Raw genomic sequence first — 14,480 nt, forward strand, 5'->3', positions numbered from 1 at the left:
CTTCACAGGCGACTCCTGATGATTGAAATGTCTTCGTCTTTTTGCAGCTCAATACCGTTAATGGCCTGATCGATCCCATGACGGTCCAGCGCGCTTCCGGTCCCGCCCGGCAGATCGTGTGCAATCCCGGCAGCGTCAGGACTGAGGGCAGAGATTTCTTCTTTGAGAATTAATGCTGGTACATGTCCCTTCACCGTTTTTAAATCTTCCCAAAGATTCACTTCCTGAATTTTGGTCAGCAGTTCGCCCTTTACACGATAGGCCTGAATAGTGTCCGTGCTTCCCAGCACACTCCCGCCATATTGTTCAACGGTGTCACTGTTAAGTCCCGCAGCGTTGAATGTCCACCCCGCTTTACCACTGGCCATTGACGTTGCTGACGCAAGCCCGCCGCCAAGCGAGTGACCTGCGATATCGATGTTTTGGCCCGAGCTCGCCAATATATTTCCTATGCCTACCGCATTTCGATAATAGGCAGACTCCATACCCAGGCCCTGCGCGCCATTGTTTGCCCAATCAGCGCCGTTTTTCACCGGTGCCAATTCCCCGTTGCTCAGTAGCGAAGAGACGTTGTCTTTTAATGACGCAAGTCCGGGTTCTCGAGATCCCCTGAAGACCAGCGTAGGGTTCATGTCAGTGCCAAAAACATCAGGATCGGGCTGATAGACACGCGCCAGAAAATCTGGCGACGTTTCATTGTCGTAAAGCATTTTGCTTTTCAGGCCAAACTTATTCAGTAACGCGGCATCATTACTAATATCCTTCCACCCTTCCGGCACGTTCGGCGTCGCTTCCAGCGGATTAACGGTCTTGTAAACATTCCCCGCGAGTTTGGCTTTTTCCACGGCGATATTATTGGCCGCCAGTCGTTTGGCCGCGATTTGCGCATCCGGGTACAGGCTTTTACTGCCCTGACTAATCAGATTTTTACGCGCCTGCCACCGTTGTGCCTTCGTCATTTCCTGTAACTGTGCGGCATAGGTTTTACCCTCTTTGCCCGGCGTCGGCTGATCCGGCACCTGTGCCGTTTTGGCTTTCACCACCTGCGTTGGCATCACCGTGGGGGTTGGGCGGGAACCATAGGTTCTCACCATCGTTTCGTATCGGTCGACGATCGTGCTCACCGGATACCAACCCAGTCCGGAGAGCGAGGCTGGCTGGAGCCTGCCTTTTTCATTGATATAGAAAACGTCCGTCACCGACGACCAGTGACGATGACTTTCATCAATGGCCACCACCCTGCCCATATCGAGATCCTGCACAATCAGTTTTCGCGTATCTCGTCCGGACTGATACGGATTCGCCCCGGTAATCGCGTGAAGTAAATCGTAGCGCGTAAACAGCGAGCGTAACGAATGGTCCGGCACCGACATCACCCACTGTCCGGCGACGGACGGGCGGATGATTTTTGCAAATAACGCGGGCGATACATTCTCGTTAAAAAGGTAGATAAATTTGATGTTATACATGCGCTCCGTCCTGTAACCAGTCCCTGCCTCGCTTCGTTTACGGGTTCACCAGCCAGGTGCCAGGTTTTGCGATGTCGAGGATTTGCGCCCGCGTCTTACCGCTTCCCTGCAATTCAATCGTGAATTTTCCTGCCGGGAGTTTGAGAGAAGCGTAGCCGTTGGTTGCCGGGCGCAGCGCTTTACGCTCGCCGTTTACCCGCAGATTTTCCCCTTCCAGCATACGGATATAGATCAACGCGACAGGGCTGGTTTCCGCAATCGCAGGCGTCCCGGACTGTGCGGTGTCGGTTTGCTGAACCGCAACCGGTTCGCTGGCGGCGGTCGCTGGCGGCGTTTGCGCCGGACGGACTTCCGCAGTCTGGTTTTCCGTCTCGTGGCCACCGCTGAACAGCATCGCGCCCGTTATCATCCCCACAAGCACGCCTGCAGCGCCAATGGCCGGGATCCGGTAACGTCGCCAGTCAAACGCGGTGGTCGGTACGCTTTCCGCTTCAACCGGCACCAGCATGGTGCCCGGTTTTTTCGCGCTCAGCACATCGTCGATCCCCGCAACCGGCATTTCGATAAGCGCCGCAAATTCGTCGATAGACTGCGGTCTGTCTTCCATGCGTAGCGCCAGCGCGCGGTCAATGGCCTGCAACAGTGGCAGCGAGTATCCCTGTGGCTGTAATTCCACCAGCGGCTTACAGGTATCCTGAATCGAACGCACTACGCTGACCGGCGGCGGCGAGCCAACGATCAGCGTGCGTAAGACAGCGCCAAGCGCGTAAATATCGGTCCACGGTCCCTGCTCGCTTTCGTTATCGTCAGTGTACTGTTCGATCGGCGCAAAGCCGGGGCGCAGCATGGTTTCCGTCTCGTCGGAGAGATTGCCAATGGTGCGGCGCGCCGAGCCAAAATCGAGCAGAACCGGCAGGCCGTTCTCCTGGATCTGAATGTTATCCAGCGAGATGTCACGGTGAAGATAGCCCTCATCGTGGATCGTCTTAATCGCCCCAAACAGCATCGGCAGCATGCGGCGGATCCAGGCTTCGTTAATTTGATCCGGCTTCTCTTCGCGCAAGCGCGAGAGCGTGGTGCCGCTGTAGAACAGCGTGCCCATATATGCCGTATCGTTCTGTACCCAGAAACGCAGCACATGCAGCAAGTTGGGATGATTGAAGCGCGCCAGCAAACGGGCTTCCTGAATAAAACTGTTCAGGCCCGCAGAAAACGCTTTACTGAATCGCTCGCTGCGCAGCACCAGGGTCATGTCATCGCCCCGCAACGCCAGCGAGGCAGGCATAAACTCTTTAATCGCAATAGTGCGTTCGAGCTGATGGTCCCAGGCGCGATAAACGATGCCGAATCCCCCACCGCCAATCACTTCTTTAATTTCAAACTCATTAAAGCGATACCCGACAGGGAGCGCATTTGGGACAGTCCGATTGTTATCATTATCCGTCATCTTTAACAGTTCTCTTGATGATTGCATTACGCGGCAAACTGACAGTGAAACTCGCCCTGCTCGCAGGTGACATGCAGACGTCGGTACTGCGCGTCGCGGCGGCTGGCGGTAAGTAAAATCTGGCTCATCTGGGGCAGTAAGGTGTTGGTCAGAATCGCGTCCACCATGCGTCCGCCAGACTCCACCTCGGTACAGCGCTGGACAATCTGTTGCACAACGCTGTCGTCAAACGTCGAGAGGATAGTGTGATTCTCTTCGAGACGACGCTGGATGCGTCGAAGTTGCAGGCGAACGATCTGCCCCAGCATCTCGTCGCTGAGCGGGTAATACGGCACCACCAGCAGACGTCCCAACAGCGCAGGCGGAAACACCTGCAACAGCGGCTGGCGCAGCGCGCTACTGAGCGCGTCCGGTTCTGGCATCAGTTCTGGATCGGCACACATGGCGCTTATCAGATCGGTGCCAACGTTGGAGGTGAGAATAATAATGGTGTTACGAAAATCGATGTGTCGTCCTTCGCCGTCTTCCATCCAGCCTTTGTCGAAGACCTGGAAGAAAATCTCGTGCACGTCCGGATGCGCTTTTTCAATTTCATCCAGCAGCACCACGCTATAAGGGCGTCGGCGTACGGCTTCGGTTAACACGCCGCCTTCGCCATAGCCCACATACCCCGGAGGCGCGCCTTTTAAGGTCGAAACAGTGTGCGCCTCCTGGAATTCGCTCATGTTGATGGTGATGACGTTCTGTTCGCCGCCGTACAGCGATTCCGCCAGCGCCAGCGCAGTTTCCGTTTTCCCGACGCCGGACGGGCCGCAGAGCATAAACACGCCGACCGGTTTGTTCGGATCGTCAAGTTTCGCCCGTGAGGTTCTGACGCGACGGGCAATCAGGTCAAGACCGTGGCGTTGCCCAATCACCCGCTGATTCAGCGTATCGGCCAGGTTCAGCACCGCATCGATTTCATCTTTCACCATCCGGCCAAGCGGGATGCCGGTCCAGTCAGCAACTACCGCCGCCACCACGTTTTCATCCACGGCGGCAAACAGCAGCGGCGCATCGCCCTGCAGCGTTTTCAGCGCCTGTTGCTGCTGGGCAAGCTGGCGGAGCAGTTCGGAACTCTCGTCATCTCCGGCGGCAAATAACGCGGCGCGCAGGCGAACGATCTCGCTGACCAGGCTACGTTCTTCATGCCAGCGGCGGGTCAGGACATCGCGCTGCGCTTCGTACTCATCGTATGCCGCGTTTAACGCGGCGACACGTTCAGGCTCGCCCGCACCGACGCGCGCCTCGCGCTCTGCAATCTCCCTTTCCACCTCCAGCGCAGCGAGATGTCGCAGGCAATCTTCAAGCTGAGGCGGCGGCGCGCTCTGACTGACCGCCACGCGGGCGCAGGCGGTATCGAGCAGTGCGACCGCTTTATCCGGCAACTGGCGCGCCGGAATGTAGCGGTGCGAAAGCTTCACCGCCGCGCTGACCGCTTCGTCGAGAAGTAACACCTGATGATGCGTCTCCAGCGGCGACACGGTACTGCGCAGCATCAGAACGGCTTTCGCCTCGTCCGGCTCGTGTACCTGCACCGTCTGGAAACGGCGGGTCAGCGCCGGATCTTTCTCAATGTACTTTTTGTATTCCGCCCAGGTAGTGGCGCCGATGGTACGCAGTTGCCCACGCGCCAGCGCGGGTTTCAGCAGGTTAGCGGCGTCGCCGGTTCCCTGCTGGCCACCGGCGCCAATCAGCGTGTGGATCTCATCGATAAACAAGATGATCGGCGCAGCACTAGACTGTACTTCATTGATCAACGCCTGGAGACGGGCCTCAAATTCACCTTTCATCCCGGCGCCCGCCTGCAACATGCCGATGTCCAGTAGCCACAGCTGAATGTTCTGCAACGGCGCTGGCACGTCGCCTTCAGCGATACGCCGCGCCAGACCTTCGACCACCGCCGTTTTGCCGACCCCGGCTTCCCCGGTCAGCAGCGGATTGTTCTGCCGGCGACGCATCAAAATATCGACCATCTGGCGGATCTCTTCATCGCGCCCGACCACCGGGTCGATTTTGCCTTCCCTGGCCCGCGCCGTCAGATCCTGCCCATACTGGGCCAGGGTCCCCTGCGCGGCAGGCAGCGTACCGGCAGGCGCATCCACTGCGGCAGCGGCCTGCTGCGACTCTTTACTCTGTGCGCAGATGGCGTCGAACTGGGCGATCAACACCTCAACGTTGAGACGGCTAAACTGGGTGGAAATGCTCTTCAGCACGTTCGCCAGATTCCAGGTTTTCAGTATGCCGATCAGCAGATGTCCGCCACGAATACGGCTGACGCCGAATTTCAACGAACCAAAGACCCAGGCGCGTTCAACGGCGCTGTCAATATGCTCGGAGAGATCAGAGACTGAACTGGCCCCGCGCGGCAACGCATCAAGCGCGGCGACAATATCCCGCGTTAACTGTTGTTCATCGAGTGAAAAGTGACGAATCACCTGTTGCAGGTCGCCATCCTGCTGTTGCATCAGTTGATGCAGCCAGTGCACCAGCTCAACGTAAGGGTTGCCGCGCAGCTTGCAGAACGCGGTGGCGCTTTCCAGAGAGGTAAATAACTGCGTGTCCAGTTTGCCGAAAAGAACGGCACGGCTGATTTCTGACATGTTCGGTTCCGTTGATAACAATGTTGGAGAAAAAACTACCGTTCTGAGGGATAGACCAGATCGCCGCGCGCGATGGGCTCAGGCTGAATACCCAGCCAGATGTTGTAACCCAACTGCCCATCGCGACCGAGCGTTGCGCCCTTCACTGCCCCGGCGCGCAGTATCACGCGCGTTTCCCATTCATATTCCAGGCCGGAGTACTGGCGAACCCAGTCGCGCAACGCCGTCACCTGGGCGCTACCGGGCAAGAATTGGTTGTACTCTTGGGCGCTGAGTGGCCCTATCTCGAGACGAAACTTGTGCTGCACGTCGCGCACCGCTTTACCGAGAAAGGCAGATTCCCCCATGCGCGGCAGGCGACGTCCTTCACCCAGTTGCGCCTGTTCACGCCGGGTAAGCGGCATCCACTGCGCCACATTGCTGACCAGTTTCACCGGCACCCTGAAATAGTGGCGCAGGATTTTCTCCAGCCCTTGTGGATCGCGTCCGTGGCGGGTCAGGTGTCCGGCGTGGGTAAAGCGGGCGTGCGGACTGAGGCTGCCTTTTTCCATCTGGCCTGGCTGCCCCATACCGATCAGCGAAGCCAGATAGCCCTCAAAGCGTCTGTTGTCAGCGCGGTCGAGCGAGACAGCAGGCTGCGCATCCGCCCAGGCGCGATAAAACAGTAGCGTCAGACGGTGGTGAAACAGGTCAGCGAAAGCGCTGAGGCTATCGTCCTGATGATGATGAATTCGCTCGCGGGCATATTCCGTCATATGAACCGGCAGCGGGCCGTTGGGACCAAACAGACCGAAGCTCAGGATCGAGACGTCGTGCAGTCCGTTTTCTTCACGCTGGCGCACGTGCGCGACCGTCGAGGGCGCAAAGCCCATTGACGGCTGCTGGCCAATGCGTAACGGCTCAAACTTGGGTAGCGGCGCGCGCCCCAGCGGGTAACGTTCTCCGCCCTGGGCATCAATTCGCCGTAACAGTTGAAACAGATCATAGCGCCACGGCGTTTCCCTGACGTCGCGCCAGAACGCCTCCGGTAGCGGTGTCAGGCGATGCACGCGCAGCGGTGCGGAAACAACGTCATTCATATCAGCGCCCTTTTCCCCATTCGCGGCGCCCAGTAGCCAATCTCACCGCGTTGCTGGCTTTTCAGGGTGAACTCCGTGAAGCTGTTGATGGAGACCAGGCGAGCAAACAGGCGCTCCAGCACACTGCCGAAAAGCCACGGACTGGCCCCGGAAAAGGCGCGCTCGTCCACCGTCAGCGTGATGCCAATTCCGCGGGCGAAAACCACCGGGCCGGGTTCCGGTACGCGACGGTGTACCGGCACCAGCACGCAGTGGCGAACACCGTCCACCTGGCGCGCAACCGGCGTCTCCGCCAGGCTTGCATAGAGCCCCAACAACTGACGCAGCGCCGCCGCGCCCTCTTCGTTTTCGCTGTCCATCAGGCTGAGGTAGTTCATCTGTAGCTGGCTGATGAGCCGCCAGGTGCTAAACCCTTCCGCCAGTGCCGGGCGCGGTGGCGTCGGGCCGTTTCGCAGTTTCAGGGATTTGACCGGCATGGAGTCAGCCATGATGAACTGCCCCAGTTCCTGTTGCAGCATCAGGGGTAAATCGCGGCTGGTGCACAGGACGTCAGCGGAGATATAGCGCAGGGCGTCCTGCCACGGCGCGTGCCGCTCGTCCACCAGCGAGACAAACACTTCAGAGCCGACATAACCGGTACGCGTGCCGTAGCGCAGGGCATGTTCAGAGAGGACGCGCTGTTCGCGGCGCAGGGAAAAATAGGCGCCGTAGTTGCCCGCGTCCTGACTCCAGGTGCTCCAGAACGGGCGAAACGTCTGATCGTCACGCTGACCGTCGGCGCTACCGTAGAGAGCCTTTACCGCGTAGATTTCATAATCCAGCGGGCGAATGTTATCCACCACCAGATGGTATTCGTGCTGGCCCTCGCTGAGCTTCTGGCGCGCCGCGACCTTCGGGAACAGGTTGATGACCGGAGTGCAATGCATGGCCAGATGGCTGGCATCCACCACCCGCTCCAGTTGCTCATCGGTTTTTCCCAGCAGAATGAAAATATCGAAGGCTTTTTCGCTTTCACAGCGTTGAATGAGCTTACCGATCCCACTCAGGCTAATGAACCGGAAACGCGCCGGAAACGCGAAGTATTCCTGCAACAGACGGTATCCGTCAAAGTTGCGCAGATCGTCCGGGAGCAGCGCCTGTTCCGGCTCAAAACCCTCCTGACGCAGCCCCTCTTCCGGGAGTAGCTGGCGTAATGGCTGCTCGCTCAGGGTCTGGCAAACAATGCCGACGTGATGCTCCATTACCAACTCCAGCAGCTTCAGCGCCTCGATGTCCGGGCCGCTGAGGAAAAACGCCAGTCGGTCAAAATCGAGGTGTCCGAGGTGTTGTGGGCCATCGCAGGCGATGCGAATACGCAGTGCGCTGCACGCGCCGCGCTGGCTCAGGCCAAGCTGCGCCAGCGGCAGATCGGCGGGAATACCGCCCAGCGTCACTTTTTCAATTTTCAGCGGCAGCAGAGTGACCTCATGCGCAGTGGTATAACTGCACGTGATGCCGTTTTTTTTCAGCGCCAGGCTGTCCATCATGGTGCCGCGAGGAACACGGAAACCGTTGCTCAGATCGCCACGACTGCTGTCGGGCTGTAACTCGGCAATCGCCATTGACGGTGTGGGAGCCAGGTAATTAGGCGCAATCATCTCCAGCATCCGCTGGGAAAAGCGTGGAAACTCCGCATCCATTTTCAGCTGTACGCGAGAAGTCAGAAATGCGAAGCCTTCCATCAGCCGCTCGATGTAAGGGTCCGCCACCTCAATGCCGCGCATGCCCAGCCGCCCGGCGACCTTCGGATAGCGTTCGGCAAATTCCGCTCCCATTTCGCGCAGGTAGGCCAGTTCGCGGTTGTAATATTCGAGCAGTTTACTTTCCATGATTACCCCGCGTCTTTGAGTTCAAAATGACCGTTTTCCAGATCGACATCGGTGCGAAACAGAAACTCCAGCGGATACGGCACACACCACAGTCGCCCTTTTATCTCGATCGATAAAACGTTATGCAGATCCAGCGAGGAGGTGTCAGAGACGCAGCGCACCTGTAGTCCCTGGGGCAAAATACGCGGCTCGAAATGAAGGATGGCTTCGGTGAGCTTGCGCTGGATATCGTGCCATTCGATATCCGACATCCGCTTTCCCGCCAGTGGGGCGACACCAAAGTTCACGACAGAACGACTCACCTGCGACAACGCGCTCAGGTTGTGTGACGCGTCGTGATTGATGGTGTTAAACAGCCACTGCAAATCCCGCAGCACATGGCGACGCAGCGCAGCATGGGTAATCAGGTTACTGTTGGCCGACTCGCGTTTTTGTTCCGGCGCGTTATCCGTCAGACGATCCAGCAGCGAGGGCTGCATTTTGTCGCGCGCGCCGACGTTTTCCTGCCCGCTACGGGCGCGCCAGCCGCTGCGCAGCAGATCGCCTTCACCTGCAGGATTACTCATTGGTCGCGTCCGCGGCAAACGTGACGAGGCTCAGTGAGAGCAGCGGATTTTCGCTCTGCTCGCTCAGCCAGGCTTTCTGCCCCTGTCCCTCATAAAGCGTGCCGTCGTCATCAAGCGGCAGCCATTCGGTGGTACGTGCCAGTTTGACGGAATCTGCCGCGTCACTGGCAAAGGGATATCGCGCGGGAATCTGGCAGACCTGTTCGCTGCCGTCGGTCAGGCAGACCAGTGCGTGACGCCAGACCAGATCCGTGACACTGGCAGGCGCCTGAAACTGGATCTTCGCAATGGCGCTAAACGGTAGCCAGAAATAGCGGCCGTTGACGATCGTTTCGCACACCGGGCCCAGTCGGGCATCGCCGTCCATCAGCCAGTCGAAATTCTGCGTCTGTTCATTGTCGAACGCGAGCTGACCCGCACTCGCCTGCGCCTGTTCCAGCGCCGTCAGACGTAGCGAGCGCGCGTGCTCGCCGCTGGCCGTGAGCGCGGCGGCGAGCGTGGTCAGCCACGGCCACTGCGTTTCAGGCATCAATGGGCGAGTCGCGCCTGCAAACACCTGTGCGCGCTGCTGTTCGCCCTGAATAGACTGTTCAAGCAGCGTCACGGTGGGTTGCGCCTGAGGCTTCAACGCCTGCCAGCTCTTAAGCTGGGTCAGTGCCCGCCCCCAGTTTCCGTTTAACGTTAAAAACTGCACGAAGGCGGCGCGCAGGTCGGCGTCCGCAGGCCGGGCTTTGATTTGTGATTCAAGGCGAAGTAATGCGTCGTTAAGCGACTCGCCCGCCAGATGTCGATTAAGCGTATTCATAGCTGTTCCTTAATTCGCCGCGCGCCAGGTGCCAATAGCAGGATCGCGCAGTTGAGGGCGCAGGGTGTCAATCAGGACAATATTGAGAGAAGTACCGGGGGCAAGCCACGGACTCCAGGTCTGCTTAACCGCCTTAATACGCGCCTGTAGCTTCGCATCGTCGCTGGCCATCTCGCGGGAAATTTCTACGGCGACCGTGCCGTCTATCTTCCAGCCACCCAGCGCCGGGTCATAAGGCAGGAGCATCCAGCTCTGGTGGCTGTTTTGAGTGCTAAACACCATGCGTTCTTTATTGACGGAGGTGATCAGCGCCTTTTCCGGATTCACCTTCTCGCTCAGCCCCATCACCGGGAAACCGTGGATCCAGGTGACGGGCATCTCTTTTTTAGCCCCGTTACGGGCCTGAGAGATGACCGTATGGCCGCTCAGCCAACTGCCGTTTTCGCAGCGCGTGGTGTCGGAGTCCGGAATAAACAACGCGGGCGCGGAAGTGCCGCCCTGCCAGTAAGTACGCAGATGGCAGCCATCCTGCAACGTAAATTCCTGCCACGGTGTGCGGTCTGCGGCAACCGAGTGCAATTCCGGGTTGAGCTCAGGCGGTTGTAATTCGACGCGGGCGGTGGCCGTCTTTTCTTGTTTGACCACCAACGTCCAGTCCTGCGCCTTGCTTGCCGTGCCCCGCGCCAGCGTTGCGCCCGAGGGATCGTTCAGCTTCCACGTCAGCTTATCCAGCTTGCCGCACTGGTTTTTCAGCAACGCGCCAAGACGCGGGACAAAATTTTCGAGGACAGCGACCTCTTTATTGCCGTTCGCCACAATGCGCAACGCCACCTCAGACTTACACCAGCTCTGCGGCGTTTTGTCTTTAATGTCGTCGATCCAGATATCCAGCTTTTGTGCAGGTGACTGTACGATGCGGTAGTTTTCAGCCTGCGCGGTGGTAGCCACCGCCAGAAGCGCCAAACCCGATAGCCAAATTTTCATATCAATCCTTGTATGTCTAATCAGTTCCGCAGGGAAGAAATTGCGTTGCGTCAGAGAGCGTATGCAGCAAGGTGGTGTCCTGAGGACTTCCCATCCACACCGCAATCGCGGTGTAGTTATCCTGTGCATTGCCCTCCTGTTCGCCGTTCTTTTGAATAATTTGCTGCATTAATGTCAGCCACTCCTGCGGCGTATTAACCATGTGTAGCGACTGCTGCATTTGTTCTTCGCTGACGCCATGCCAGAAGCCATCGGTGCAAAGTAGAAAGGCATCGCCGTCTTCAACCGGCACCACGTCGCTGTAGCTGGCTTCCGGCCCGCCGTTCTCAATGCCTAACGCCAGATACAGCAGATTACTGTTCAGGTTGTCCGTCTGATGACCGGCGTCTTTCATCTGCTGAATCAGGCTGTGATCGGTCGTCACCTGCCACAGCCAGCCACGACGAAACAGGTACAGGCGGCTGTCCCCGGCGTGCGCCCAGTAGGCCAGACGGTAATCTCTGTCGATAAACAGACTGACCAGCGTCGTGCCCATCCGGCGATAATCCTGCACGGCCTGCTGTTCACTGAGAATGGTGCGGTTCGCCGTTTGGACGTAGTCACGGATATGCTGGGCGTTAAGGTGCCTGTCGCCATCAAAGCGGGAGATAATGCTGTTACAGGCAAGCTCAGCGGCCATTTCGCCGCCGGGCAGTCCGGCGATACCGTCACAGACGACAAAGCAGGCTGAACGTTCCCCAATGGTTTCTCCCGTCTGATCCTGGTTGCTGGCGCGCGTTCCCTGGCGGGAGAGAGAAGCCGTTGCGATCTTCATTTTTCTTCCGATCCACTCTGTGAGTCTTTGTACTGATTCACCTCCATGTCATATGCATGGAGGAAGGCTTCACCAAACAGGGTGTGGAAGTCATCTTCAATTTCACCCGCCGTCTCGCCATAACTGCGGACAAAATAGTCCCACAGCGCCGCTTTGCGACTGCCCGGTAGCGCCAGGCGGGAGCTCACGCCGTTCTGTTTTGCCTGCTCTTCAAGCTGTTCCGGATTAAAGGATTGCAGCATGGCGGCAATAATGGCGCGAATACCGGAGATCATCCCCAGTTGATGCGCCTGCAAATCGATGAGCGCGTCACGCACCGATTTTGTCGGCGGCATAAAGCCTGGCATCGGGGTGCCGAACATCTGGATCAGCACCGTTTTACCGGAAGGCAGCAGTTTGAAAGGATTGTTCGCGTCATCGAGCACCATCGTCATATCCGCTTTCACGCCGCGCTTAAGGATGGAACGCGAGGAGAGCAGCGCCACCGTCCCCTGCGAGAACATGCCCAGGATTTGACCCAGCTGGCGCATATTTTCACTGTCGAACTGCGGCACCGGCTGCATTTCGCTCAGTCCCATACCTTCAAGCAACGCGTCCAGTAACTCGCCCTGTAGCACTTCGCCCTTCTCTGTACTGTGGGCGGTGACCGAAGGTGACGCGGCGTTTTTTACCGGATCAATACGCAGACGTCCTTTTGGCGGTTGAGCGTTGCTGCGCGCGACGGCCTGTGGCGTCGGCAGAGTAAACCCGGCGTATTCCTGAGGTTCCGGCGCCTCATCTTTAACTCGCGGTTGCTCCGGCTCATTTGGCGCAAACAACGGTGACTCCGCAAGCGCGTCTTCTCCCTGCTCTGGAACGGGCTGCTCAGTGAGGATGTCGTCAGGGTGTGTTAACGGCGCGCCGCCCATGAGCCCGAGCGGATCGTCACTGCGCGCGGCAGGCGCACTGGCAGAGTCGCCAAAAAGCGCCAGTGGATCGAGTTCATCCAACGCCTCTTCTTTTGGCAATGTCGGTGTGTTGTCTTCTGGCGCCACCAGCGTGGTTGGCGTGACATCGTTAAAGATGTTTTCCGTTTTAAACAGCGCTTCATCGCTAAACAGCGCGTCGGTACTGACGTTTTTGCGCTCAAGCTGTGGGTCGCTGCCGCTGAACAGCGCCAGCGGATCTTCCGCATTGCGCTCCGGCTCGCCAGGCTGTGAGAATGGATCGTGAGATGCGGCAGGCTGCGGTTTCGTACGACCGCTGGAGATGCTGTCGGAGATGGAAAACTCCTGCATCAGGCTGTCCCAGATTTCCGTAGGCACTGCGGTGGGTGCGGCTTCAGCACGTTGCGACGCACTGACGGGCTTCGATTCTGTTGTGGCTGCAGGCGTCACTGTCGGGCGGGAAGGCTGTTGCATACTGGCCGCCATGCGACTGACTGGCTGAGTATCCTGGATAAGATCGGTCACTTCGATACGATAGTCATCAATACCGAGAATATCGCCGTCCTGTAGCTCAACCTGACGCCCCCGCTCCAGCGGAATATCGTTCAGCACCACGCGGGTGACGCTACCGCGATTGGTCATGCGGCATTCGCCCTGTGCATCGACATGGACGATGGCCTGCAGACGCGAAATAGTGCGGTCATTGTCCGGCAGTACCAGATTGTTATCTGTACCGCGACCAATGGTGCCCCCCGGGGCATAAAAATCACAGCGGCTCTGCGGCGGCTGATGACCGGCTTTTGTCGAAATAATCGTGAATCGCATGGCGTATTCCTGCTGGTATGATTAGCGCTCAAACGTTGCCGCTCTCAGGGTGAGAACGGCGACGTTTGGGGACGAGAAATGCAAACCATAAAGGGAAAAAGGTCTACAATTCTGAAATAGAATTAAATGAAACACTAAATGACATGAGTTATTTAATAAGCATTAAGAACATAGCACCAAGAATAATCCACAATGCAAAAATAACCGCCTGTAATTTATAGCGCCGATGCAGTTTCAATATCCACCCGATCCGTTCTTCGGGTAAAGATTGTATAAACTGATACGCTTCATCCTGAACATAACGGTCTTTTGTGAACTTCATCTTCACTCCGTTATACAGGCGTACAAACCATATTATTTTTTGGTAGTTCGCCAGAGAGCCAAAAAATGATGCATAATTTGTCATCAGATTGAGATCGTAGCCTCTTTGCCGATATTCTGAAAGAAGTAATTTATAATCATTTTCGCGCTTTCTAAAATAACAAGAACTGTAGAAATCCATGATAACAAGAGCGGCAAACAAAATCACAAGAGCCAATAACGTTACATTTGTTAAGCTTAAGCATGGCATGCTTTTATTTTCCTGTGGCAACCATTAAAAGCAATAGCAGCATTAAAAATGCTACAAAAATTGTCATTTTGTAAAACGTTTTTATCCATGAAAAATTGTGACTCGATGTTATTAACTGAATTACCTCCGGAGAAAGAATTATTTTACCTTTTGTTGTGGTGGCTTTGCCGGAAAGAATCTTTTTCATTAATAACACTCGATGCGCAAAGCCGGGCAGGCCAAGTCGATCATAAAACAGATAATCATCCGAATTTATATATTGTCGTTCCTGCAGAAACTGAAATGTGTCAGCAAGTGGCTTCGTATACTTACGATAAAAATAAAAGTATATCACTACAGAAACAGGCAATCCTAAAAAAACACAAAAGAGCGCTATAAGGCGGATCATCTCATACATTTATTAGTCTCCAGAAAACAAATTCTTGATCCTTTCTCCTGCTCGCCCCACGTTTATTTCACAAGGTGATTTAAAGCATGTTTTCAT

At 56.7% G+C, this 14,480-nt stretch carries 12 protein-coding genes; all 12 read right to left on the bottom strand.

What is annotated here, in order from left to right; all coding sequences use genetic code 11:
- Positions 1 to 2 precede the first annotated feature (2 nt).
- The 12 genes from CJP72_RS13750 to CJP72_RS13805 all read right to left on the bottom strand — a co-directional run bounded on the left by CJP72_RS13750 (position 3) and on the right by CJP72_RS13805 (position 14,393).
- Positions 3 to 1,469: a phospholipase gene (locus CJP72_RS13750; RefSeq protein WP_162381927.1), complete on the bottom strand. Its 1,467-nt coding sequence runs from the start codon at positions 1,467 to 1,469 to the stop codon at positions 3 to 5.
- Between the two features lie 37 nt (positions 1,470 to 1,506).
- The gene (locus tag CJP72_RS13755; protein WP_162381928.1) at positions 1,507 to 2,916 is read right to left on the bottom strand and encodes a serine/threonine protein kinase; all 1,410 of its coding nucleotides are present in this window, start codon (positions 2,914 to 2,916) and stop codon (positions 1,507 to 1,509) included.
- 26 nt (positions 2,917 to 2,942) lie between these two features.
- Positions 2,943 to 5,558: a type VI secretion system ATPase TssH gene (gene tssH, locus CJP72_RS13760; protein WP_162381929.1), complete on the bottom strand. Its 2,616-nt coding sequence runs from the start codon at positions 5,556 to 5,558 to the stop codon at positions 2,943 to 2,945.
- Between the two features lie 35 nt (positions 5,559 to 5,593).
- A complete protein-coding gene (gene tssG / locus CJP72_RS13765; RefSeq protein WP_162381930.1) occupies positions 5,594 to 6,637 on the bottom strand; it encodes a type VI secretion system baseplate subunit TssG in 1,044 nt (347 codons plus the stop codon).
- Entirely contained in the window at positions 6,634 to 8,505 is a 1,872-nt protein-coding gene (tssF, locus tag CJP72_RS13770) for a type VI secretion system baseplate subunit TssF (protein ID WP_162381931.1), read from the bottom strand. Before tssF ends, tssG begins: the two co-directional genes overlap by 4 nt.
- Positions 8,506 to 8,507: 2 nt before the next feature.
- A complete protein-coding gene (gene tssE / locus CJP72_RS13775; protein WP_162381932.1) occupies positions 8,508 to 9,071 on the bottom strand; it encodes a type VI secretion system baseplate subunit TssE in 564 nt (187 codons plus the stop codon).
- Positions 9,064 to 9,876 carry a type VI secretion system accessory protein TagJ gene (locus CJP72_RS13780; protein ID WP_162381933.1) on the bottom strand — a complete coding sequence of 271 codons (813 nt, stop codon included), beginning with the start codon at positions 9,874 to 9,876 and terminating at the stop codon, positions 9,064 to 9,066. Before CJP72_RS13780 ends, tssE begins: the two co-directional genes overlap by 8 nt.
- A gap of 9 nt (positions 9,877 to 9,885) precedes the next feature.
- Positions 9,886 to 10,860: a hypothetical protein gene (locus CJP72_RS13785; RefSeq protein ID WP_162381934.1), complete on the bottom strand. Its 975-nt coding sequence runs from the start codon at positions 10,858 to 10,860 to the stop codon at positions 9,886 to 9,888.
- Positions 10,861 to 10,876: 16 nt separating this feature from the next.
- The gene (locus CJP72_RS13790) at positions 10,877 to 11,674 is read right to left on the bottom strand and encodes a PP2C family protein-serine/threonine phosphatase (RefSeq protein WP_162381935.1); all 798 of its coding nucleotides are present in this window, start codon (positions 11,672 to 11,674) and stop codon (positions 10,877 to 10,879) included.
- On the bottom strand, positions 11,671 to 13,425 hold the full coding sequence (gene tagH / locus CJP72_RS13795) for a type VI secretion system-associated FHA domain protein TagH (protein WP_162381936.1): 1,755 nt from the start codon (positions 13,423 to 13,425) through the stop codon (positions 11,671 to 11,673). The genes CJP72_RS13790 and tagH overlap by 4 nt, the downstream gene beginning before the upstream one ends.
- Positions 13,426 to 13,573: 148 nt before the next feature.
- Positions 13,574 to 13,996, bottom strand: a complete 423-nt coding sequence (locus CJP72_RS13800; RefSeq protein ID WP_162381937.1) for a hypothetical protein — start codon at positions 13,994 to 13,996, stop codon at positions 13,574 to 13,576.
- A gap of 4 nt (positions 13,997 to 14,000) precedes the next feature.
- Entirely contained in the window at positions 14,001 to 14,393 is a 393-nt protein-coding gene (locus CJP72_RS13805; protein WP_162381938.1) for a hypothetical protein, read from the bottom strand.
- Between the last annotated feature and the right edge of the window lie 87 nt (positions 14,394 to 14,480).

The sequence above is a fragment of the Citrobacter sp. NCU1 genome (assembly GCF_010231475.1).
In the GTDB taxonomy this organism is placed as follows: domain Bacteria; phylum Pseudomonadota; class Gammaproteobacteria; order Enterobacterales; family Enterobacteriaceae; genus Citrobacter_D.